The following is a 23,270-nucleotide window of genomic DNA, read 5'->3' as shown; positions in this document are numbered from 1 at the left end:
AGGGGACACCGACTGTGAGCACCGCACCTGAGCCCGCCCGCACTGGCCACCTCGATCCGGACGCCGCGCGACCCGGAGCGCCCCGCAACCTGACCCTCGCGACCCTCGCCTCGGTCGTGGGGTTCTGGGGGTGGACCGTGATCGCCCCGCTCGGAACGTTCTACGCGAAGGACATGGGCCTCAACGCAGCGCAGACCGGCCTCCTCGTTGCGATGCCGGTCCTGGTCGGATCTCTCGGCCGCATCGCGGTCGGCGTCCTCACGGACCGGTTCGGCGGGCGTCGGCTGCTGACCTGGATCCTGTTCGCCACCGCGCCCGTCGTCGTGCTCGTGGCGCTCGCGGGGAGCCTGAAGTCGTTCGCCCTCATGCTGCTGTTCGGGTTCTTCCTCGGGGTCGGCGGCACGGTCTTCACGGCCGGCATCCCGTTCTCGGCGGCCTGGTACCCGGCGTCCCGGCAGGGCTTCGCCACCGGCATCTTCGGCATGGGCATGGGCGGCACGGCACTCTCCGCGTTCCTCACCCCGCGCCTCGTCGGCTGGATCGGCTACTGGCCCACGCACATCGCGATCGCGGTGCTGCTCGTCGTGACGGGCCTGGTGGTGCACTTCGCGATGCGCGAGTCGCCGACGTGGAGGCCTGCCGGCGCGGGGACGTTCGGCAAGCTCGTCCGGGCCGCGAAGCTGCCCGTGACGTGGCAGCTGTGCTTCCTCTACGCGGTCGTGTTCGGCGGATTCGTCTCCTTCAGCACCTACCTGCCCACGTACCTGCGGGACATCTACGACTTCAACCTCACCGACGCCGGCACCCGCACCGCGGGCTTCGCCCTCGCCGCTGTCGTGGCGCGGCCCATCGGCGGGATCATCGCGGACCGGATCGGCCCCAAGCCGGTCGTCGCCGTCGCCCTGGCCGGGGTTGCCGTGCTCGCGTTCATCGTGAACCTGCAGCCCTCCGGCGAGGTCGCGACCGGCGCGACCTTCCTCGCGATGGCCGCAGCCCTCGGCCTGGGAACCGGAGGCGTGTTCGCGTGGGTCGGCCGGCGCTCGCCGGCGGGGATGGTCGGCGCTGTGACGGGCGTCGTGAGCGCCGCGGGCGGCCTGGGCGGCTACTTCCCGCCGCTGATCATGGGCGCCACCTACAACGCCGCGGAGCGCTCGTACGCGATCGGGCTCCTGCTCCTGGCCGGGACCGCGATCGTCGCCCTCGTCCTGACGCTCCTCATGGCCCGCAGGCAGGCCTCGGCCTCGCCGGCCGGGGCGCGGGCCTGAGACCGGCCACCGCCCGCGCACGACGGCGGGCGACCGGCCCACGCGTGCCGCCCACCCGGCGTCGTGCGCGCCCCCGCTCCCGGGCGAGCCCTGTACCGTGAGGACGGCGCCGGGTGCGAGACTGGGCCCCATGCTGCTCGACGAGCTCGTCGCCACCGCAGAGGCGGTAACGTCCACCCGGTCGCGGCTGGCCAAAGTCGAGTCGCTCGCGCGGCTGCTGCGCCGGGTCGCCGACGAGTCGCCGTCGGAGGTCGCCACCGCCGTCGGGATGCTCGTGGCGAAGCCGCGCCAGGGCCGGGTGGGAGTCGGCTGGCGGGGGCTCGCGCAGGTGCGGGACGCCATCCCAGCCGCCGAGGCGCCGTCGCTCACGGTCCGCGACTTCGACGAGCTGCTCGACCGGCTCTCCAGCACGTCAGGAGCAGGGTCCGCGGCGGCGCGGACCGACCTCCTGGGCGGCTTCCTGCGCCGGGCCACAGAGCGCGAGCAGCGGTTCGCCATCGGGGTCCTGCTGGGGGAGATGCGCACGGGAGCCCTTGAGGGGGCGCTCGCCGATGCGGTCGCAGCGGCAGGCGGCCGGCCCATCGCGCTCGTGCGGCGGGCGGCGATGCTCTCGGGCGACCTCCGCGAGACCGCGCGGATCGCGCTCACCGGGACCGAGGAGGACCTGTCGGGTGTCGGGCTCGTCGTCGGACGCCCGGTCCTGCCGATGCTCGCCGCCTCGGCGAAGAGCCCCGCGGAGGCGCTTGCCTCGACGGGGGAGGCGTCGGTGGAGTTCAAGCTCGACGGCGCCCGGATCCAGGTCCACCGCGCCGGCGACGAGGTGCGGGTCTTCACCCGCAGCCTGGCGGACGTCACGCAGCGCGTGCCCGAGGTGGTCGCGGTGGTGCAGGGCATGCCTGTGCGTGACGTCATCCTCGACGGCGAGACGCTCACCCTCGACGAGGGCGGCGCGCCGCGGCCGTTCCAGGAGACCATGTCCCGATTCGGTGCGGAGCAGGCGCGCGAAACCGTGCTGCGGCCCTGGTTCTTCGACGTGCTCCACGTCGACGGCAGGGACCTCCTCGACGAGCCGCTCGCCGTGCGCCGGGCCGAGCTCGCGAGGCTCGCGCCGGACCATGTCATTCCCGGCGAGGTGACCGGCGATCCCGAGGCTGCGGAGCGGATTTCCCGTGAGGCGCTCGCCGAGGGCCACGAGGGCGTCGTCGTCAAGGCGATCGGCTCGCCGTACGCTGCCGGGCGACGCGGCTCGAGCTGGATCAAGGTCAAGCCGGTCCACACCTACGACCTCGTCGTCCTCGCCGCCGAATGGGGCAGCGGCCGCCGGCGCGGCTGGCTCTCCAACCTCCACCTCGGCGCGTACGACCCGGCGGGGGAGTTCGGCGAACCGGGCGGATTCGTGATGGTCGGGAAGACGTTCAAGGGCCTCACCGACGACCTCCTGCGCTGGCAGACCGAGCACTTCCCCACGCTCGAGGCCAGCCGCGACGCGCACACGGTCTACCTCGAGCCCGTCACCGTGGTGGAGATCGCCATCGACGGCGTGCAGCGCTCGCCCCGCTACCCGGGAGGGATCGCGCTCCGCTTCGCGCGCGTCAAGCGGTACCGCGACGACAAGCGCCCCGACGATGCCGACACGATCCAGGCGCTGCGGACCCTGCTGCGCTGATTTGGAGCGCTGGGCGGCGTCCAGTACAGTGGAAGGACCAAAGACCGCCGGTCGTTGGCTGTCGTGTGCCGAAAGGCGGGGCACGGCACCCATCGAAGGTCCCCGACAGGGGCGGCCTGCGCAGGTGAACCGAGCGAGACGCTCCCGGCCCCGGCCGAGACTCCAACGCCCTGTGCATCTGCGCGGGGCGTTTTCCATGTTGCGGACCGCCCCCTCCGGCGTCAATTCCCCGGAAGGAGGGTTATGGCAACGCCTACCAAGGTGGCAGCTGTCGAGGAGATCACCAAGGATTTCCAGGAGTCGAACGCTGCGGTCCTGACCGAATACCGCGGGCTCACCGTCGCCCAGCTCAAGCAGCTGCGTCGTTCGCTCGGCACTGAGAACAAGTTCTCGGTCGTCAAGAACTCCCTGACCGCCATCGCCGCGAAGGAGGCTGGCGTCGAGGCATTCGACGGCCAGCTTGCCGGTCCGACCGCGATCGCGTTCATCAAGGGTGACGCCGTTGCGGCCGCCAAGAGCCTGACCGACTTCGCCAAGGACAACAAGCAGCTCATCATCAAGACGGGCTTCTTCGAGGGCAAGGCCCTCGACGCCGGCGAGGTTGCCGCTCTTGCGGCGCTGGAGTCCCGCGAGCTGCAGCTCGCCAAGGTTGCCGGCGTCCTCAAGGCGCCCATGGCCGCGGCTGCACGCATCATCGACGCCCTGCGTCTCAAGCTCGAGGAGGAGGGTGGCGCTCCGGCTGCCGCCGAGGCTCCCGCTGCTGAGGCTTCCGACGAGGCTGCGGCTCCGGCCGAGGCCCCCGAGGCGGCCGCCGAAGAGGCCTGAGCCTCTTCCCCCACCCCAAACTCCGGCGCGCCGCCTGACGGCGGGCGCCACCTAGCGAAAGGACGCCAACCATGGCGAAGCTCACCCAGGACGAGCTGATCGAGGCCTTCAAGGAGCTCACCATCATCGAGCTCTCCGAGTTCGTGAAGAAGTTCGAGGAGGTCTTCGAGGTCACCGCTGCTGCCGTGGCCGTTGCCGGCCCGGCCGGCGGTGCCGGCGAGGCCGCTGCCGAGGAGGAGAAGGACTCCTTCGACGTCATCCTCGAGGCCGCTGGCGACAAGAAGATCGCGGTCATCAAGGAGGTCCGCTCCCTCACGTCGCTCGGCCTCAAGGAGGCCAAGGACCTCGTCGACGGTGCTCCGAAGGCCGTCCTCGAGGGCGCCAACAAGGAGACCGCCGAGAAGGCCAAGGAGGTCCTTGAGGCCGCCGGCGCCACGGTCACCCTCAAGTAAGCTCCGCGCTTCCTGCGCCAGGGCCCCGCATCCGACTCCGGTCGGCGGCGGGGCCCTTCCGCGTCCCATCCCCCGCCGAGGTCACCCCGTGTGGGCGCGAGGTCACCCCGTGTGGTGCCGAGGTCACCCCGTGTGGGCGCGAGGTCACCCCGTGTGGTGCCGAGGTCACCCCGTTGCTTCAGAGGGGGTCGCTGATGTCCGCGACCGTCGCATCGAGGGCCCGCACGAGCTGGTCGGCATCCACGAACGCGCTGCGCCCATGCGCCCCCGCGCCCATCGAGACCCTGCCGCTGATCGCCGCGTCGGCGATGACCGGCCAGACCGTGGTGGACCCCAGGGGAGTGATCGTCCCGCGCTCGTACCCCGTGGCCGCGAGCGCGACGTCGGCCGGGGGCATCGAGAGCCGGTTCACCCCCAGCAGCGCGCGCAGCTTGGGCCAAGAGATCTGCCGGTCGCCCGGGATGAGGGCGAACAGGAACGTCCCGTCCGGCCGCTTTACCACGAGGGACTTCACGACCTCCCGCGGCGAGATCCCCAGGTTCGCAGCGGCTTCCTCGAGGCTGCGGGCACGGCCGCGGTCGGCCACCTCCACGTCGATCCCGTGCTGCCGCGCGGCCGCCAGGAAGCGGGCGTGGCCGTCTGCGCCCGGGGGAGGGGCGCCGTCGTGCGTCACCGCCGCCGCTCAGTCCCGGTAGAGCAGGAGCGCCTCGCCCTGCCCTCCGCCGCCGCAGAGCGACACCGCGGCACGGCCCGAGCCGCGGCGTGCGAGCTCGTGCGCGGCGTGCCCGGCAAGGCGCGCTCCGGAGGCGCCGATCGGATGGCCGAGGGCGATCGCCCCGCCGTGGAGGTTGCACTTCTCGAGCGGGTAGTCCAGATCCTTGAGCGACTGCACCGCGACGGACCCGAAGGCCTCGTTGATCTCGATGAAGTCCAGGTCCGCGGTCGTCCAGCCCGCACGGGAGAGCGCGTTCTGGATCGCGTGCGAAGGCTGGGAGTGCAGCGAGTTGTCCGGCCCGGCCACCTGACCCGGCCTGCCCACGACGGCGAGCCACTCGAGCCCGTGCTCCTCGGCGTACGCGCGGCTCGCCAGCACGAGGGCCGCGGCGCCATCGGAGAGCGGCGAGGAGTTGCCTGCCGTGATGGTGCCGTCGGTCGCGAAGGCGGGGCGCAGCGGCGCGAGGGTCTCGAGGGATGTGTTGGGCCGCACGCCCTCGTCCTCGGCGATCACGATGGCATCGCCCTTGCGCTGCTTGACCTCGATGGGAGCGATCTCCTTCTCGAAGACCCCCTCCTTCTGGGCGATCGCGGCGCGGACATGGGACGCCGCGGCGACCTCGTCCTGGGACTTCCGGTCGATCCCCAGCGTCAGGTTCCGGGTTTCGGTGGAGAGCCCCATGGACTCGCCGTCGAAGGCGTCGGTGAGGCCGTCGTGCGCGGCGACGTCGAGTGCCGCGACCGTCCCGTAGGTCCAGCCCTGGCGCGAGCCGGGCAGCAGATGCGGGGCGCGGGACATCGACTCCTGTCCGCCGGCGACGACGACGGTCGCGTCCCCTGCGCGGATCATCCGGGCGGCGTCGATCACCGCGGTGAGCCCGGAGAGGCAGACCTTGTTGATCGTGACGCAGGGGACGTTCCAGCCGATCCCGGCCCCGATGGCGCTCTGCCGGGCCGGGTTCTGGCCGGCCCCTGCCTGGAGGACCTGGCCCATGATGACGGCGTCGACCGCCGAGGCCCCGACCCCGCTGGCCTCGAGCGCGGCCTGGATGGCATGGGTGCCGAGGTCGACCGCGGTGAACGAGACGAGCTGCCCGTTGAGGCGACCCTGCGGCGTGCGGACGGCCGACAGGATGACAACGTCGTTGGTGCCTTCGCTCATGGTTCTCTCCTTTGCTCTCTGTGAGAAAGGCTACAGCCGGGGGAGGCGCCACCGCACAGCCCGGACACCCTGAAACCGGCGCAGCTGCGGGTGTACAGTGGTCTGCGTGCGACGGAGCGAACCGCGCGGCCGGCGGGCACCGAACGTTGCACTTGACCTTGGCCGCTGCGTGCGCTAGACACGTGTGCCTTTCTGCGGTATGGTGATTCTTTGCGTTCTCCCTTTAAACCGTTGCCTTCATATAGCGGTGGGCTCTCGGGACGGCATCACGTTCAACTGGACAGGTTGGGTGGGTCATGCCTCGTCTGGGGAGGGTGCGGACAATCCTGAAGGTCTGTGGAAGGATCCCTCTTGGTCGCCTCGAGCACCTCTGAAACCCAAACCGCTACCACCGACGGTGCAAACCGCCGGCTCTCTTTCGCCAAGATTCACGAACCGTTGGATGTTCCGAATCTGCTGGCCCTCCAGACCGAGAGCTTCGACTGGCTCGTCGGCAACGAGCGCTGGCAGGCCCGCGTCGCGAAGGCGCAGGCCGAGGGCGATGACAGCGTCGCGACGACGTCCGGCCTCGCGGACATCTTCGAGGAGATCTCCCCGATCGAGGACTTTCAGGGAACCATGTCCCTGAGCTTCTCGGACCCGGAGTTCGCCGACCCGAAGTACACGATGGCGGAGTGCAAGGACCGCGACGCCACCTACTCGGCCCCGCTGTACGTCAAGGCCGAGTTCATGAACAACAACACGGGCGAGATCAAGCAGCAGACCGTGTTCATGGGCGACTTCCCGCTCATGACGGACAAGGGCACGTTCGTCGTCAACGGCACCGAGCGCGTCGTCGTCTCCCAGCTGGTCCGCTCGCCGGGCGCCTACTTCGAGCGCACCGCAGACAAGACGAGCGACAAGGACATCTACACCGCGAAGATCATCCCGTCGCGCGGTGCATGGTTCGAGCTCGAGATCGACAAGCGCGACCAGGTCGGCGTCCGCCTCGACCGCAAGCGCAAGCAGTCCGTCACCGTGCTCCTCAAGGCGCTCGGCTGGACCGAGGGCCAGATCCTCGAGGAGTTCGGCGAGTACGACTCGATGCGCGCCACGCTCGAGAAGGACACCACGGAGACCCGCGAGGACGCGCTGCTCGACATCTACCGCAAGCTCCGTCCGGGCGAGCCGCCCACGGTCGAGGCCGCCCAGTCCCTCCTGGACAACCTCTACTTCAACGTCAAGCGCTACGACCTCGCCAAGGTCGGCCGCTACAAGATCAACCGCAAGCTGGGCATCGACCGCCCGCTCTCGGATCCGACGGCGTCCATCCTCCACATCGAGGACATCGTCGCCATGATCAAGTTCCTCGTCGCGCTCCACGCCGGCGAGAAGTCGATCAAGGGCACGCGCGACGGCGAGGAGATCGACGTCCGCGTCGAGGTCGACGACATCGACCACTTCGGCAACCGCCGCATCCGCGCCGTCGGCGAGCTCATCGAGAACCAGGTCCGCACGGGCCTGTCCCGCATGGAGCGCGTGGTGCGCGAGCGCATGACGACGCAGGACGTCGAGGCGATCACGCCGCAGACCCTCATCAACATCCGTCCCGTCGTGGCCGCGATCAAGGAGTTCTTCGGAACCTCCCAGCTGTCGCAGTTCATGGACCAGAACAACCCGCTGTCGGGCCTGACGCACAAGCGCCGCCTCTCCGCGCTCGGCCCCGGCGGCCTGTCCCGCGACCGCGCGGGCATGGAGGTCCGTGACGTCCACCCGTCGCACTACGGCCGCATGTGCCCGATCGAGACCCCTGAAGGCCCGAACATCGGCCTCATCGGCTCGCTCGCCTCCTACGGGCGCATCAACCCGTTCGGCTTCATCGAGACGCCGTACCGCAAGGTCTCCAACGGCGTCGTGTCGGACCAGGTCGACTACCTCACCGCGGACGACGAGGCCGAGGTCCAGATCGCCCAGGCGAACTCGCCGCTGAACGAGGACGGCTCCTTTGCCGAGGAGATGGTCCTCGTCCGCCAGCGCGGCGGCGGCGGCGAGCCCACGCTCGTCCCGGCCGACGAGGTCGAGTACATGGACGTCTCCCCGCGCCAGATGGTGTCGGTCGCGACCGCCCTCATCCCGTTCCTCGAGCACGACGACGCCAACCGAGCCCTCATGGGCGCGAACATGCAGCGCCAGGCCGTGCCGCTCGTCCGCTCCGAGGCTCCCGTCGTCGGCACCGGCATGGAGCGCTCGGCCGCGGTGGACGCGGGCGACGTCGTGGTGGCCAAGAAGGCGGGCGTCGTCACCGAGGTCTCGGCGGACCTCGTGGTCGTGCTCAACGACGACGGCACGGAGACGAACTACCGCATCGGCAAGTTCGCCCGCTCGAACCAGGGCAACTGCTACAACCACCGTGTGCTCGTGAACGAGGGCGACCGCCTCGAGCTCGGCGGCATCATCGCCGACGGGCCGGCGACGGACCAGGGCGAGCTCGCGCTCGGCAAGAACCTCCTCGTGGCGTTCATGTCGTGGGAGGGCCACAACTTCGAGGACGCGATCATCCTCTCCCAGCGCCTCGTGGCCGAGGACGTCCTGTCCTCGATCCACATCGAGGAGCACGAGATCGACGCCCGCGACACGAAGCTGGGCGCCGAGGAGATCACCCGTGACATCCCGAACGTCTCGGAGGAGGTGCTCTCCCAGCTCGACGAGCGCGGCATCATCCACATCGGTGCCGAGGTCGAGGCGGGCGACATCCTCGTCGGCAAGGTCACCCCGAAGGGCGAGACCGAGCTGACCCCGGAGGAGCGCCTGCTGCGCGCGATCTTCGGCGAGAAGTCCCGCGAGGTCCGCGACACGTCCCTCAAGGTTCCCCACGGCGAGTCCGGCACGGTCATCGGCGTGCGCGTGTTCGACCGCGACAACGACGACGAGCTGCCCCCGGGCGTCAACCAGCTCGTGCGCGTCTACGTGGCCGCCAAGCGCAAGATCACCGACGGCGACAAGCTCGCCGGCCGCCACGGCAACAAGGGCGTCATCTCCAAGATCCTGCCGGTGGAGGACATGCCGTTCCTGCCCGACGGGACCCCGGTCGACGTCGTCCTCAACCCGCTCGGCGTCCCCGGCCGCATGAACGTCGGCCAGGTCCTCGAGCTCCACCTCGGCTGGATCGCCAAGACCGGCTGGAAGGTCGAGGGCGATCCGGAGTGGATGAAGAACCTGCCGAACATGCCGCGCGAGGTCGGTCCCAACCAGACCCTCGCCACGCCGGTGTTCGACGGCGCCCGCGAGGAGGAGATCTCCGGTCTGCTCGACTCGACGAACGTCACGCGCGACGGCGACCGGCTCATCGACTCCTCGGGCAAGGCCCAGCTGTTCGACGGCCGCTCCGGCGAGCCGTTCCCGGACCCGATCTCCGTGGGCTACATGTACATCCTGAAGCTCCACCACCTCGTGGACGACAAGATCCACGCCCGCTCCACCGGCCCGTACTCGATGATCACCCAGCAGCCGCTCGGTGGTAAGGCGCAGTTCGGCGGCCAGCGCTTCGGTGAGATGGAGGTGTGGGCCCTCGAGGCCTACGGTGCCGCGTACACCCTCCAGGAGCTCCTGACGATCAAGTCGGACGACATCCACGGCCGCGTGAAGGTCTACGAGGCGATCGTCAAGGGCGAGAACATCCCCGAGCCGGGTGTGCCCGAGTCCTTCAAGGTCCTCATCAAGGAAATGCAGTCGCTGTGCCTGAACGTGGAGGTCCTCTCCGCCGACGGCCAGACGATCGAGATGCGCGACGCGGACGATGCAGTCTTCACTGCCGCGGAAGAGCTCGGCATCGACCTCTCCCGCGACGAGCCCAGCTCCGTCGAAGAGGTCTGACCCCCTTCCGCACCGGCAGACGAACGACTTAGAGACACGAGAGATAAGGGACCACATTGTCCAGCGAATCCTCCTTCGGCCTCATGCAGATCGGCCTCGCGACCGCGGAAGACATCCGCAACTGGTCGCACGGCGAGGTCAAGAAGCCGGAAACCATCAACTACCGCACGCTCAAGCCCGAGAAGGACGGCCTCTTCTGCGAGAAGATCTTCGGCCCGTCCCGTGACTGGGAGTGCTACTGCGGCAAGTACAAGCGCGTGCGCTTCAAGGGCATCATCTGCGAGCGCTGCGGCGTCGAGGTGACCCGCGCCAAGGTCCGCCGCGAGCGCATGGGCCACATCGAGCTCGCCGCGCCCGTGACGCACATCTGGTACTTCAAGGGCGTCCCGTCGCGCCTGGGCTACCTCCTCGACCTGGCTCCGAAGGACCTCGAGAAGGTCATCTACTTCGCGGCCTACATGATCACCAAGGTCGACGAGGAGCGCCGCCACGAGCAGCTGCCCAACCTCCAGGCCGAGCACGACCTCGAGCGCAAGCGCCTCGTGGACACCCGCGACTCCGACATCGCCGCCGTCGCCCGTGACCTCGAGGAGGAGCTTGCCCGGCTCGAGGGCGAGGGCGCGAAGGCCGCGGACAAGAAGAAGGCCCGCGACCTCGCCGACAAGACGATGGCGACCATCCGCAAGCGTGCGGATGCCGACATCGAGCGCATGGAGGCCGTCTGGGACCGCTTCAAGAACCTCAAGGTCGCCGACCTCGAGGGCGACGAGGCGCTCTACCGCGAGCTCCGCGACAAGTACGGCATGTACTTCGAGGGCTCCATGGGCGCCGAGGCGATCCAGAAGCGCCTCGAGACCTTCGACCTGGAGGGTGAGGCGGAGACGCTCCGCGAGATCATCCAGAACGGCAAGGGCCAGCGCAAGACCCGCGCGCTCAAGCGCCTCAAGGTCGTCAACGCGTTCCTCACCACCGACAACAAGCCGCAGGGCATGGTCCTCGACGCCGTCCCGGTGATCCCGCCGGAGCTGCGCCCGATGGTCCAGCTGGACGGTGGCCGCTTCGCGACCTCCGACCTGAACGACCTGTACCGCCGCGTGATCAACCGCAACAACCGCCTCAAGCGTCTGCTTGACCTCGGCGCGCCGGAGATCATCGTCAACAACGAGAAGCGCATGCTCCAGGAGGCTGTGGACTCGCTGTTCGACAACGGCCGCCGCGGCCGCCCCGTCACGGGCCCGGGCAACCGCCCGCTGAAGTCGCTGTCGGACATGCTCAAGGGCAAGCAGGGCCGGTTCCGCCAGAACCTGCTCGGCAAGCGCGTCGACTACTCGGGCCGTTCGGTCATCGTCGTCGGCCCGCAGCTCAAGCTGCACCAGTGCGGCCTGCCGAAGCAGATGGCGCTCGAGCTGTTCAAGCCGTTCGTCATGAAGCGGCTCGTGGACCTCAACCACGCGCAGAACATCAAGAGCGCCAAGCGGATGGTGGAGCGCTACCGCCCGCAGGTGTGGGACGTGCTCGAGGAGATCATCACCGAGCACCCGGTGCTGCTCAACCGCGCACCTACCCTGCACCGCCTCGGCATCCAGGCGTTCGAGCCGCAGCTCGTGGAGGGCAAGGCCATCCAGCTGCACCCGCTCGTCTGCGCGGCGTTCAACGCGGACTTCGACGGCGACCAGATGGCTGTGCACCTGCCCCTGAGCCCGGAGGCCCAGGCCGAGGCGCGCATCCTGATGCTCTCCTCGAACAACATCCTCAAGCCGTCGGACGGCCGCCCGGTCACCCTGCCGTCGCAGGACATGATCATCGGCCTGTACCACCTCACCACCAAGCGTGAGGGCGCCGCCGGCGAGGGCCGCGTGTTCTCCTCGGTGGCCGAGGCGATCATGGCGCACGATGCGCGCGAGCTGCACCTGAACGCACAGGTGAAGATCCGCCTCGAGGGCTTCGTGCCGTCGAAGGACCGTCCTGCGCCCGAGGGCTGGGAGCCGGGCGAGCCCGCGCTCGTCGAGACCTCGCTCGGCCAGGTGGTCTTCAACGAGACGCTGCCTGCGGACTACCCGTGGGTTGAGTCCGTGGCGGACAAGGGCCAGCTCTCCCGGATCGTCAACGACCTCGCGGAGCGCTACCCCAAGGTCGTCACGGCGGCGACGCTGGACAACCTCAAGGACGCTGGCTTCTACTGGGCCACGCGTTCTGGCGTCACGGTCGCGATCTCCGACATCGCCGTCCCGGAGGCCAAGCCGGCCATCCTGGCCGGCTACGAGGACCGCGCCGCGAAGATCCAGAGCCAGTACGACCGTGGTCTCATCGACGACGAGGAGCGCCGCTCCGAGCTCATCGAGATCTGGGACAAGGCCACCAACGAGATCGCCTCGGTCATGCGCGATTCCATGCCGAAGATGAACACCATCAACCGCATGGTCTCCTCCGGTGCCCGTGGTAACTGGATGCAGGTCCGTCAGATCGCCGGTATCCGCGGCCTCGTGGCAAACCCGAAGGGTGAGATCATCCCTCGCCCGATCAAGTCCTCGTACCGCGAGGGCCTCTCGGTCCTCGAGTACTTCATCGCGACGCACGGTGCCCGCAAGGGTCTGGCCGACACGGCTCTCCGTACGGCCAACTCGGGCTACCTGACCCGTCGTCTCGTGGACGTCTCGCAGGACGTCATCGTCCGCGAGGAGGACTGCGGGACCGAGCGCGGCCTGAACGTCACGATCGCGGTGCCAGACCACAACGGCGAGCTCGTCCGCGACGAGAACGTCGAGAACACGGCCTACACGCGCACGCTGGCCGTCGACGTCACCGACTCCGAGGGCAACGTCCTCGCCGAGGCAGGTGCGGATCTCGGCGACGTGCTGATCAACCGCCTCGTGGACGCCGGCATCACGACGATCCGGGTGCGCTCCGTGCTCACCTGCGAGTCCGCCGTCGGCACCTGCGCGAAGTGCTACGGCCGCTCGCTCGCCTCGGGCAAGCTCGTGGACATCGGCGAGGCGGTCGGCATCATCGCCGCCCAGTCGATCGGTGAGCCCGGCACGCAGCTGACCATGCGTACCTTCCACACCGGTGGCGCCGTGTCGGCGTCGGGCGGCGAGGACATCACGCAGGGTCTGCCCCGTATCCAGGAGCTCTTCGAGGCCCGCACCCCCAAGGGTGTGGCCCCGATCTCCGAGGCTGCCGGACGCATCACGATCGAGGACACCGAGAAGCAGCTGCGTCTCGTCCTCACGCCGGACGACGGCACCGAGGAGATCGCCTACCCGGTCTCCCGCCGCTCGCGCCTGCTGGTCGAGGACGGCGACCGCGTCGAGGTCGGGCAGAAGCTCGTCAACGGGCCGGTCGACCCGAAGCAGGTCCTGCGCATCCAGGGCCCGCGCGAGGCGCAGAAGTTCCTCGTCGACGAGGTCCAGGGCGTGTACCGCAGCCAGGGCATCGGCATCCACGACAAGCACGTGGAGGTCATCGTCCGCCAGATGCTGCGGCGCGTCACGGTGATCGAGTCCGGCGACACGGACCTGCTCCCGGGCGAGCTCGCGGAGGGCCGTCGCTACCGCGACGAGAACCGCCGCGTCGTGTCCGAGGGCAAGCGTCCGGCCTCCGGCCGTCCCGAGCTCATGGGCATCACGAAGGCCTCGCTCGCGACCGAGTCGTGGCTGTCCGCCGCGTCGTTCCAGGAGACCACGCGTGTCCTCACGCAGGCCGCCATGGAGGGCAAGAGCGACCCGCTGCTCGGCCTCAAGGAGAACGTCATCATCGGCAAGCTCATCCCGGCCGGCACCGGCCTCCCGCGCTACACGGAGGTCAATGTCGAGCCGACCGAGGAGGCCAAGGCGACGCTCTTCACCGGCCCGAGCGCGTTCAGCGACTTCGCCTACGACCCGCTGAACGGCGACGGTGTCCAGGAGTTCCACGCGATCCCGCTGGATGACTACGACCTCGGCGGAGACTTCCGCTGAGTTCCCAGCCCCTGCCGGACGGGCGGCCCTAGGCCGCCCGTCCGGCGCACGACGGCGGCCGGTACCCTCCGCGGGTGCCGGCCGCTGCCGTCCCAGCTCCTCCCGCCGGGGTCACCCCGTGTGGCGCCGAGGTCACCCCCTGTGGCGCCGAGGTCACCCCTCCTTCTTTCCGCAGGGGTGACCTCGCGCCCACTAGGGGTGACCTCGCGCCCACCAGAGGTTACTTCGGCGGCGGGGGAGGGGCGCGGCGTCGGCCGTTTAACGCCCTCGGCTCCGCCCGTGATAGGCTTTCTTCGATTGTTTCTGTGTGGCAGTGGATGAAGGCCGTCGAGAGCCGGTGTTAACCGAAGAGCGACGGGGCCTGTTTCCGGGTTGCGGGGTTGGTGCGCAACGAATGCCACACTTTTGCACGCCTACGGTCGGCTGCCGCAGTGAGTGCGAAGCAACCGACAGCGTCCGCCGGTCCTGCGACTGCAGGTATCGCGTGGGCGGAAGTTCAACGAAGTACGCAAGTACGAAGACGGAGCGAAAGTGCCTACTATTCAGCAGCTGGTCCGCAAGGGCCGCACGCCGAAGGTCTCCAAGACCAAGGCTCCTGCCCTCAAGGGCAACCCGATGCGCCGCGGCGTGTGCACCCGCGTGTACACGACGACCCCGAAGAAGCCGAACTCTGCTCTCCGCAAGGTCGCCCGTGTCCGCCTGACCGGCGGCGTCGAGGTCACGGCCTACATCCCGGGTGTCGGCCACAACCTCCAGGAGCACTCGATCGTGCTCGTCCGTGGCGGTCGTGTGAAGGACCTTCCGGGTGTCCGCTACAAGATCGTCCGCGGTGCCCTCGACACCCAGGGTGTCAAGAACCGCCAGCAGGCCCGCAGCCGCTACGGCGCCAAGAAGGAGAAGAAGTAATGCCTCGCAAGGGTCCTGCCCCCAAGCGTCCTCTCGTCGTCGACCCGGTCTACGGCTCGCCGCTCGTGACGCAGCTCATCAACAAGGTCCTCGTGGACGGCAAGAAGTCCACGGCCGAGCGCATCGTCTACGGCGCCCTCGAGGGTGCCCGCCAGAAGACGGGCGGCGACCCCGTCGCCGCGCTCAAGAAGGCCATGGACAACGTCCGCCCGACCCTCGAGGTCCGCTCCCGACGTGTCGGTGGCGCCACCTACCAGGTTCCGGTCGAGGTCAAGCCGGGCCGCGCCACGGCGCTGGCCCTCCGCTGGCTCGTGGGCTACTCCAAGGCCCGCCGCGAGAAGACGATGACCGAGCGTCTCCAGAACGAGATCCTCGACGCTTCGAACGGCCTCGGTGCCGCGGTGAAGCGCCGCGAGGACACTCACAAGATGGCCGAGTCGAACAAGGCCTTCGCCCACTACCGCTGGTAAACCCAGTGCTCGCCGCCGGCTCCCAGTGAGCCGGCGGCGAACGTGCAGCCAATCAGGGACAAACAGGGAGACACCGTGGCACTCGACGTGCTTACCGACCTCAGCAAGGTCCGCAATATCGGCATCATGGCGCACATCGATGCCGGCAAGACCACCACGACCGAGCGCATCCTCTTCTACACGGGCGTGAGCCACAAGATCGGCGAGACCCACGACGGCGCCTCGACGACCGACTGGATGGAGCAGGAGAAGGAGCGCGGCATCACCATCACGTCCGCCGCGGTCACCTGCTTCTGGAACAAGAACCAGATCAACATCATCGACACCCCCGGCCACGTGGACTTCACGGTCGAGGTCGAGCGCTCCCTGCGCGTGCTCGACGGCGCCGTCGCCGTCTTCGACGGCAAGGAAGGCGTCGAGCCGCAGTCCGAGACGGTGTGGCGCCAGGCCGACAAGTACAACGTCCCGCGCATCTGCTTCGTCAACAAGATGGACAAGCTCGGCGCCGACTTCTACTTCACGGTCGACACCATCGTGAAGCGCCTCGGTGCCAAGCCGCTCGTCATGCAGCTGCCCATCGGCTCCGAGAGCGACTTCGTCGGCGTCGTCGACCTGCTCACCATGAAGGCCTTCGTGTGGCCTGGCGACGCCAAGGGCGACGTGACCATGGGTGCCTCCTACGAGACGCAGGAGATCCCTGCTGACCTCCAGGAGAAGGCCGAGCAGTACCGCCACGAGCTCGTCGAGGCCGTCGCCGAGGCGTCCGAGGAGCTCATGGAGAAGTACCTCGAGGGCGAAGAGCTGACCATCGACGAGCTCAAGGCGGGCATCCGCAAGCTCACGGTCAACTCGGAGATCTACCCGGTCTTCTGTGGCTCCGCGTTCAAGAACCGCGGCGTGCAGCCGATGCTCGACGCGGTCATCGACTTCCTCCCGTCCCCGCTGGACGTGCCGGCCATGATCGGCCACGACCCCAAGGACGAGTCGATCGAGCTCACCCGCAAGCCGAGCGAGGACGAGCCGTTCTCGGCTCTCGCGTTCAAGATCGCGGCGCACCCGTTCTTCGGCCAGCTCAACTTCATCCGCGTCTACTCGGGCAAGGCGACCTCGGGCATCCAGGTCCTGAACTCGACGAAGGGCAAGAAGGAGCGCATCGGGAAGCTCTTCCAGATGCACGCCAACAAGGAGAACCCGGTCGACGAGGTCCACGCGGGCCACATCTACGCGGTGATCGGCCTCAAGGACACCACCACGGGTGACACGCTCTGCGACATCAACAACCCGATCGTCCTCGAGTCGATGTCCTTCCCGGAGCCGGTGATCTTCGTCGCCATCGAGCCGAAGACCAAGGGCGACCAGGAGAAGCTCTCCACCGCCATCCAGAAGCTCTCCGCTGAGGACCCGACGTTCACCGTCTCCCTCAACGAGGAGACCGGCCAGACCGAGATCGGCGGCATGGGCGAGCTCCACCTCGACATCCTCGTGGACCGCATGCGCCGCGAGTTCAAGGTCGAGGCCAACGTGGGCAAGCCGCAGGTGGCCTACCGCGAGACGATCAAGAAGAAGGTCGAGAAGGTCGACTACACGCACAAGAAGCAGACTGGCGGTTCTGGCCAGTTCGCGAAGGTGCAGGTCACTTTCGAGCCGCTCGATACCTCCGAGGGCACGTTCTACGAGTACGTGAACGCCGTCACCGGTGGCCGCGTCCCGCGCGAGTACATCCCGAGCGTGGACGCCGGCATCCAGGACGCCATGCAGTTCGGCATCCTCGCGGGCTACCCGATGGTGGGCGTCAAGGCGACGCTCGTCGACGGCGCCTACCACGACGTCGACTCTTCGGAGATGGCGTTCAAGATCGCCGGTTCGCAGGTGTTCAAGGAGGGCGCACGCCGCGCCAACCCTGTGCTCCTCGAGCCGCTCATGGCCGTCGAGGTTCGCACCCCGGAGGAGTACATGGGCGACGTCATCGGCGACCTCAACTCCCGCCGTGGCCAGATCCAGGCCATGGAGGACGCTGTCGGCGTCAAGGTCGTGCGTGCCCTCGTGCCGCTCTCCGAGATGTTCGGCTACATCGGCGATCTGCGTTCGAAGACCCAGGGCCGCGCTGTCTACTCGATGCAGTTCGACAGCTACTCCGAGGTCCCGAAGGCCGTGGCCGACGAGATCATCCAGAAGTCGCGCGGCGAGTAGTTCTGGACAGCGGCTCGCCTGCCGCCGTGGGTGCGGTCCTCACGGACCGGCGCGCACGACGGCGGCGGGTCGCCCTCCGCGCGGAAGGCCTGCTTCCGCGTGATTTCACGAAGAAACACAGCCCACAGTAGACTTGCGAGAGTTTCAGTTGCGAAAGACGCGGCTGGAAGCAAGTCTTCTGAATCAGTTCTAGGAGGAACAAGTGGCGAAGGCAAAGTTCGAGCGGACCAAGCCGCACGTCAACATCGGCACCATCGGCCACGTTGACCACGGTAAGACGACGCTGACTGCCGCCATCTCGAAGGTGCTTGCCGACAAGTACCCGGACCTGAACGAGCAGCGCGACTTCGCGCAGATCGACTCGGCTCCGGAGGAGCGCCAGCGCGGCATCACCATCAACATCTCGCACATCGAGTACCAGACGGAGAAGCGCCACTACGCTCACGTCGATGCTCCGGGTCACGCCGACTACATCAAGAACATGATCACCGGTGCGGCTCAGATGGACGGCGCGATCCTCGTGGTCGCCGCAACCGATGGCCCGATGGCCCAGACGCGCGAGCACGTCCTGCTCGCCCGCCAGGTCGGCGTTCCGTACCTCCTTGTCGCCCTGAACAAGGCTGACATGGTCGAGGACGAGGAACTCCTCGACCTCGTCGAGATGGAGGTGCGCGAGCTCCTCTCCTCGCAGGGCTTCGACGGCGACAACGCTCCGGTCATCCGCGTCTCGGGCCTCAAGGCTCTCGAGGGCGACCCGAAGTGGGTCAAGTCGGTTGAGGACCTCATGGAGGCCGTCGACGAGAACGTTCCGGACCCGGTCCGTGACCGCGACAAGCCGTTCCTCATGCCGATCGAGGACGTCTTCACCATCACCGGCCGTGGCACGGTCGTGACGGGCCGCGCCGAGCGCGGTACCCTCGCCCTCAACTCCGAGGTCGAGATCGTCGGCATCCGCCCGATCCAGAAGACCACGGTCACTGGTATCGAGATGTTCCACAAGCAGCTCGACGAGGCGTGGGCCGGCGAGAACTGTGGCCTCCTGCTCCGCGGCATCAAGCGCGAGGACGTCGAGCGTGGCCAGGTTGTCGTCAAGCCGGGCTCGATCACCCCGCACACCGACTTCGAGGCGAACGTCTACATCCTCTCCAAGGACGAGGGTGGGCGTCACAACCCGTTCTACTCGAACTACCGTCCGCAGTTCTACTTCCGCACCACGGACGTCACCGGTGTCATCACCCTCCCCGAGGGCACCGAGATGGTCATGCCTGGCGACAACACTGAGATGACCGTTGCGCTCATCCAGCCGATCGCCATGGAGGAGGGCCTCGGCTTCGCCATCCGCGAGGGTGGCCGCACCGTTGGCTCGGGCCGCGTCACCAAGATCATCAAGTAGTCATCTCGCCTCAGAGGTACTGCTGGTCCGAGGGCCTGACGGCCTGACGGCCTAATTCGGGAAGGACCCCGTCGCATCCGCGGCGGGGTCCTTCTCGTGTCTTTGGCCTCTGCGTGGGAGGCCCGGGGCCTCCCTAGAATCCAGTCAGGACCACCCACACCAGGGGGCTGACTGGAAGGGGGCCGTGATGACACGCGACGCCTATGACGAGGGCTTCCGGGCCGGCTGGCTCGAGGGCCACCGGGCCGGCTGGTTGGAGGGGCACCGGGCCGGCTGGTCGGACGGCGTCGCCGCCCGGCAGGCTGCGGCCGCGCCCGCTGGTCCCCACCCCGCCACGGCCGACGAGCCGCTGCGGGCGCGGGAACCTCGAGCACCCCATCCCGCAGTTGTCCTCGTCCCGCCAGGGAAGGCACCGCCGGCGCAGGCCCCACCGGCGCAGGGCTCACCGCTGCAGGTCCGTGTGCCGCCCAGCCCCGAGCAGCGCGCAGCCCAGGCCGAGGCAGACCGGAGGCGCCGCGAGCGGCGCGGGATCCAGAGCGCCAACATCGCCCTCTACGCGGCGTCGCTCCTCATCGTGGCTGCGGGCTCGCTGTTCCTGTACAGCGCCACGTCCGAAGGCGCCAGGCTCGCCGGGCTGGCTGTGATCACGGCCCTCTTCTACGTCGCGGGCCTCGTCGTGCATGCCCGCTATGCGAGGCTCCGCCCCGCCGCCGTTGCCCTCACCGGCACTGGCCTGGCGCTGCTGCCCGTGACGGGGCTGGCCTTCGACCTCCTCGCGGTCCACGACCCATCGGCCACCGTGGCCGTGACGAGCCTCATCGGGATCGTGGCGTATGGCCTGGCCGCGCTGCGGATCGAGAGCCGTGTCCTGGTGTTCCTCACGCTGGCCTTCTTCATCTCCGGGGCCTGGTCCGGGGCATCCGCCCTCGGCGGCCCGCTCGCGTCGGCGCTCGGAGCCGTCCTCGGTGTCTCGGCGCTCTTCGGCGCCGTCTCCCTGGTGCGCCCCGCCTGGGTTCCGCCCCTCGTGCTGCGGCCGATCGCCGTCGTCCATCCGTTCGTCGTCCCGGCGACCTTCGTGGCAGCCACCGTGTCCGCCGGGCGGCTGGCCCCGGGTCAGTACGCCCTGCTGGTGGGGATCATGGCCGTGTACCTCGGCGTCGAGACGTTCCTGCCCGGCGGAGTCCGTGCGCGTCGGGCGGCGTGGTGGGGCGCCCGGGCCCTGGGGTTCGTGGCGGCGGTGGGAGCCGTCGGCGACGCCGTCGACACGGGCGTGCTGCGGTACCCGAGCGCCATTGACGCAGCCCTTGCCGCGGGAATCGTGGCGCTGGGCGCCGAGACCGCGGCAGTGTGCCTGCTCGGCAGACGGCTCGCTGCCGCGCTCGGGCCGGCCAAGGGCACCGACCGCGTCCACAGGTTCGGCGTGGCCGAGCAGTCGGTCGCGGCGGGCTTCCAGATCCTCGTGATGCTCGTGGCGGTCTCGGTCGCGATCGCCACGCCCGAGACGGCGCCGCTCGGCCGGATCGAGGTGGGAAGCGTCCTCGCGACGGCCGTCCTGATCGCGTCGTGGTACGGGATGCGCAGCGAGTTCCTGCCGGTGGCCGCGTTCCTCGGGGTGTGGATCATCGGGTCCGAGGTGGGGGAGACGTGGTTCGCCAGCGCGGCCGCGGCCTACGCCGTGTACTTCGGGGTCCGCGCGGCCTGGCCGGCTCCGCTGGTCCGTGGCGCCGGCCGTCCGGCCGGGCGTGGAGGCTACTGGAGGCGCGGGCACTTCCTGACGGCGTCCGGGCTGGTCTCGATCGTCGCGGTCGCGGCGCTCGTCGATGCCGGCCTCGCCTCAAGCGACGCCGCGGTGCGAGCCGCCTCCGTCGCACTGTCGGTGGTGCTGACCGCCGTGGCCGAGCTCCTCGTCGTCGCGGTCCTCGGATTCCTCGACCGGCCCGCCCGCTGGAGGCCAAGCCTCGTCGCCGTCCTCGGGATGGTCGCGGTCGCGGCACTGGCGGTCGTCGCGGCCGCCGAGCAGGACGCGGGGAGCTGGCGGTACTCGCTCGCGGTCTCGGCGGTCTGCGCCGGGAGCCTGGGTCTCTCGGCAGGGCTCGTGCTTGTGCCCTCCGGTGCAGCCCGTCGCGCCGTCTGGGCAGGGCCGATCACCATCGGCGAACTCGCACCGCCGCTCCTGCTCACGGCGGCCACGCTGGCCGCGCTCCTCCAGGAGCGGTGGTGGGGCGCCGCCGTCGTGCTCACGGTGCTCGCAGTCCTGCTCGGGGCCTGCGCCTGGCGCACGGCACGCGCTGGCCGGCTCTGGCCGTATGTCTGGCTCGCGCGGGCCTTCGGCACCATCGCTGCCACCGTGGCCTTCCACGCCCTGCTGGAGGACGGCGCACGTCCGGCGGTGGCCGGCGAGGCGCTGACCGAGTGGCACATCGTGGCCGCGGCAGCCCTGCTCCAGATGGCCGTGCCGCTTGCCGTCGACGCCGTGCGCCGGGCCCGCGGGGGATCGTTCGAGTGGGCCCTCCAGGACTCCTCCACCACGCTGACGGTCGCCCTCTTCGCCGGTGTGGCCCTCCACGCGGCGGGCGTTGCCGGCGGTCGCGTGACGTCGCCGGTCACGGCGGGGTTCGTCGTCGCACTCGGCGGCGCCGCCGCAGCCGCCGGCCTGGTGCTGCACGCCCGCAGAGCTGCGGCGGGCTTCGGGGCGGTCGGCCTCGTCGCGACCTGGCTGCTCGCGGGTGAGGACCTGCGGCTGACCGAGGTCCTGCTCGGACTGTTCACGGTCTATTCGGCGCTCATGGTGCTGCTCGCCCCAAGCCGCCGGCTCAAGGGAGCGCACCTCGTCGCGGCCCGGGCCCTCCCGCTGGTGCTCGCCGCTGTGATCACGTGGGACGCTGCCGCCTCGGTCGCCATCACGCACCTCGTCCTGGCGCTCGGGCTCGCGGGCCAGCACGCGGTGCGGGCCCTGCTCGGGCGGCACGCGGACATCCCCTTCCAGAGGGCCGCGTACTGGTCGGGGCTCGCCGCGCAGCTGGCGCTGCCGTTCGCCTACGGGGCCGGGAACTGGCGTGAACCTGAGGGCGGACGCTGGGTGCTGCTCCTCGAACTGCTGCTGGTAGTGGTCAGCGCCGCGGCGACGGCCCGCACGCACCGTGGCGCAGCTCAGGTGGGTGTGGTTGCGGCCGCGCTCGCGCTCGTCGCGGCCAGCCCGTTCCTGGCCTTCGCCGAGGGCACGGCCCTCGCCGATCCGCTCGTCACTACCACGGGCCTCATCCTGATCGCATCTGCCCTCGCGGCGGTCCATGTCGTCGGCATGGCCCGGTGGGGCGAGTCGGGGCCCGAGGGCTGGCCGCGGCCGTGGACGACGGGTGCGGCCGTGTTCGCCGCCCTGGCCCTCGCGGTCGCGAGCGACTACGTGCCGCGTTCCGAGCTCCACGAGTACTGGCTCCTCGGGCTCGCGTACGGCGTCTGCGCGGCCGTGCTCGTCGCCGTCAGCAACGTCTGGGCACGCCTGGGTGCAGTGGCTGCTGTCAGCTTCCCGCTGGGTGTGCTGCTGACCCTCGGGGCCGGCAGCTGGACCGCCCGCAGCGCGTTCGACGGCGTCACCGCGCCCTGGCAGCAGCCGCTCGTCGCGCTCGTGGGGACGCTGGTGCCGGCCGGCCTCTGGCTCGCGGCCCGCTGGGCCGGTGTCTGGGCGCGCGACGCCGGTACCCGGCTCGAGCGGTCCGCTCGCCTCGGCGAGCCGCTGCGTCGCTGGACGATTCTGGCAGCAGCAGTCGGAGCGCTCGGCGTTGCGGGCGGGACGTCGTGGAGTGCGCCGGCCAGCATCGTGCTCCCGGCCCTCGCGGCGGCCCTGGTGGCGGTGGTCGCGGCCGAGCTCGCACCCCGGCACCGCAGACTCGCCGTGGAGCTCGGCGCGGTCCTCGCCACGGCAGCGGTGCAGCGTGCGATCCTCTCCGCGGACATGCACAGCCCCCTCTGGCTCGAACAGTGGAGGGAGGCGCTGGTGGACCGTGGCGCCGCCCGCGCCTTCTGGCTCGGCCAGTGGTACGTCGTCGTCACCGCGGCTGTGGCGCTCCTGCGCTATGTTGCCCGGTCCCGCGACGAGGAGCCGCGGGCGATGGCACCGCGGATCTGGCTCGGGGCTGCCGCGGCGCAGCTGAGCTTCTGGGGCCTCGGCACTGCGCTGTACGGGGACACGGGGGAGCAGGTCTGGCTGCTCGTGGGGTTCGCCGCGCTCACGGGGTTGGGCGTGGTCTTCGGCGAGCGGCCGTTCGCGGTCTGGGGCGCCCTCGGCGTCCTGGCCTGCATCCTGTGGGCCGTGCGCTCCTACGCATACGCGCTCCTGGGAGTGCTGGGGCTCGCACTCATCGGCGCCGCCATCTGGTGGCTCGCGCGCAGGCCCCGTGCTCCCCGCCCGGGGGAGTGAGG

The 23,270-nt window shown here is 69.6% G+C and carries 13 protein-coding genes; 11 read left to right on the top strand and 2 right to left on the bottom strand.

What is annotated here, in order from left to right:
* Positions 1-14: 14 nt before the first annotated feature.
* The 4 genes from CGQ25_RS11960 to rplL all read left to right on the top strand — a co-directional run bounded on the left by CGQ25_RS11960 (position 15) and on the right by rplL (position 4,208).
* Positions 15-1,265: an MFS transporter gene (locus tag CGQ25_RS11960; protein WP_208709974.1), complete on the top strand. Its 1,251-nt coding sequence runs from the start codon at positions 15-17 to the stop codon at positions 1,263-1,265.
* A 130-nt stretch (positions 1,266-1,395) separates the two neighbouring features.
* Complete coding sequence (locus tag CGQ25_RS11955) at positions 1,396-2,931, top strand: ATP-dependent DNA ligase (protein ID WP_208709973.1); 1,536 nt, start codon at positions 1,396-1,398, stop codon at positions 2,929-2,931.
* Between the two features lie 243 nt (positions 2,932-3,174).
* The gene (gene rplJ / locus CGQ25_RS11950; protein ID WP_208709972.1) at positions 3,175-3,756 is read left to right on the top strand and encodes a 50S ribosomal protein L10; all 582 of its coding nucleotides are present in this window, start codon (positions 3,175-3,177) and stop codon (positions 3,754-3,756) included.
* Positions 3,757-3,827: 71 nt separating this feature from the next.
* Entirely contained in the window at positions 3,828-4,208 is a 381-nt protein-coding gene (gene rplL / locus CGQ25_RS11945) for a 50S ribosomal protein L7/L12 (protein WP_208709971.1), read from the top strand.
* A 178-nt stretch (positions 4,209-4,386) separates the two neighbouring features.
* On the opposite strand, the gene CGQ25_RS11940 is transcribed toward rplL, so the two are convergent.
* A complete protein-coding gene (locus CGQ25_RS11940; protein WP_208709970.1) occupies positions 4,387-4,881 on the bottom strand; it encodes an aminoacyl-tRNA deacylase in 495 nt (164 codons plus the stop codon).
* 9 nt (positions 4,882-4,890) lie between these two features.
* Entirely contained in the window at positions 4,891-6,084 is a 1,194-nt protein-coding gene (locus CGQ25_RS11935; RefSeq protein ID WP_208709969.1) for an acetyl-CoA C-acetyltransferase, read from the bottom strand.
* Positions 6,085-6,435: 351 nt separating this feature from the next.
* On the opposite strand from CGQ25_RS11935, the gene rpoB reads away from it, so the two are divergent.
* The 7 genes from rpoB to CGQ25_RS11900 all read left to right on the top strand — a co-directional run bounded on the left by rpoB (position 6,436) and on the right by CGQ25_RS11900 (position 23,268).
* A complete protein-coding gene (gene rpoB, locus CGQ25_RS11930; RefSeq protein ID WP_208709968.1) occupies positions 6,436-9,936 on the top strand; it encodes a DNA-directed RNA polymerase subunit beta in 3,501 nt (1,166 codons plus the stop codon).
* Between the two features lie 56 nt (positions 9,937-9,992).
* Complete coding sequence (locus tag CGQ25_RS11925; protein ID WP_208709967.1) at positions 9,993-13,892, top strand: DNA-directed RNA polymerase subunit beta'; 3,900 nt, start codon at positions 9,993-9,995, stop codon at positions 13,890-13,892.
* A gap of 531 nt (positions 13,893-14,423) precedes the next feature.
* Entirely contained in the window at positions 14,424-14,798 is a 375-nt protein-coding gene (rpsL, locus tag CGQ25_RS11920) for a 30S ribosomal protein S12 (protein ID WP_077490633.1), read from the top strand.
* Positions 14,798-15,268: a 30S ribosomal protein S7 gene (rpsG, locus tag CGQ25_RS11915; protein WP_077490634.1), complete on the top strand. Its 471-nt coding sequence runs from the start codon at positions 14,798-14,800 to the stop codon at positions 15,266-15,268. The genes rpsL and rpsG overlap by 1 nt, the downstream gene beginning before the upstream one ends.
* Positions 15,269-15,343: 75 nt before the next feature.
* Positions 15,344-17,458 (top strand): elongation factor G, encoded by a 2,115-nt coding sequence (gene fusA, locus CGQ25_RS11910; protein WP_208709965.1) that lies wholly within the window; start codon positions 15,344-15,346, stop codon positions 17,456-17,458.
* Positions 17,459-17,660: 202 nt separating this feature from the next.
* Entirely contained in the window at positions 17,661-18,851 is a 1,191-nt protein-coding gene (gene tuf / locus CGQ25_RS11905) for an elongation factor Tu (RefSeq protein ID WP_208709963.1), read from the top strand.
* Positions 18,852-19,038: 187 nt separating this feature from the next.
* On the top strand, positions 19,039-23,268 hold the full coding sequence (locus CGQ25_RS11900) for a hypothetical protein (RefSeq protein ID WP_208709962.1): 4,230 nt from the start codon (positions 19,039-19,041) through the stop codon (positions 23,266-23,268).
* Positions 23,269-23,270: the final 2 nt, after the last annotated feature.

It is taken from the genome of Sinomonas sp. R1AF57, from assembly GCF_002224485.1.
Taxonomy (GTDB): domain Bacteria; phylum Actinomycetota; class Actinomycetes; order Actinomycetales; family Micrococcaceae; genus Sinomonas; species Sinomonas flava.
Note: the sequence above shows the minus strand (reverse complement) of the source record. Positions and strands in the feature narration are given on the sequence as shown.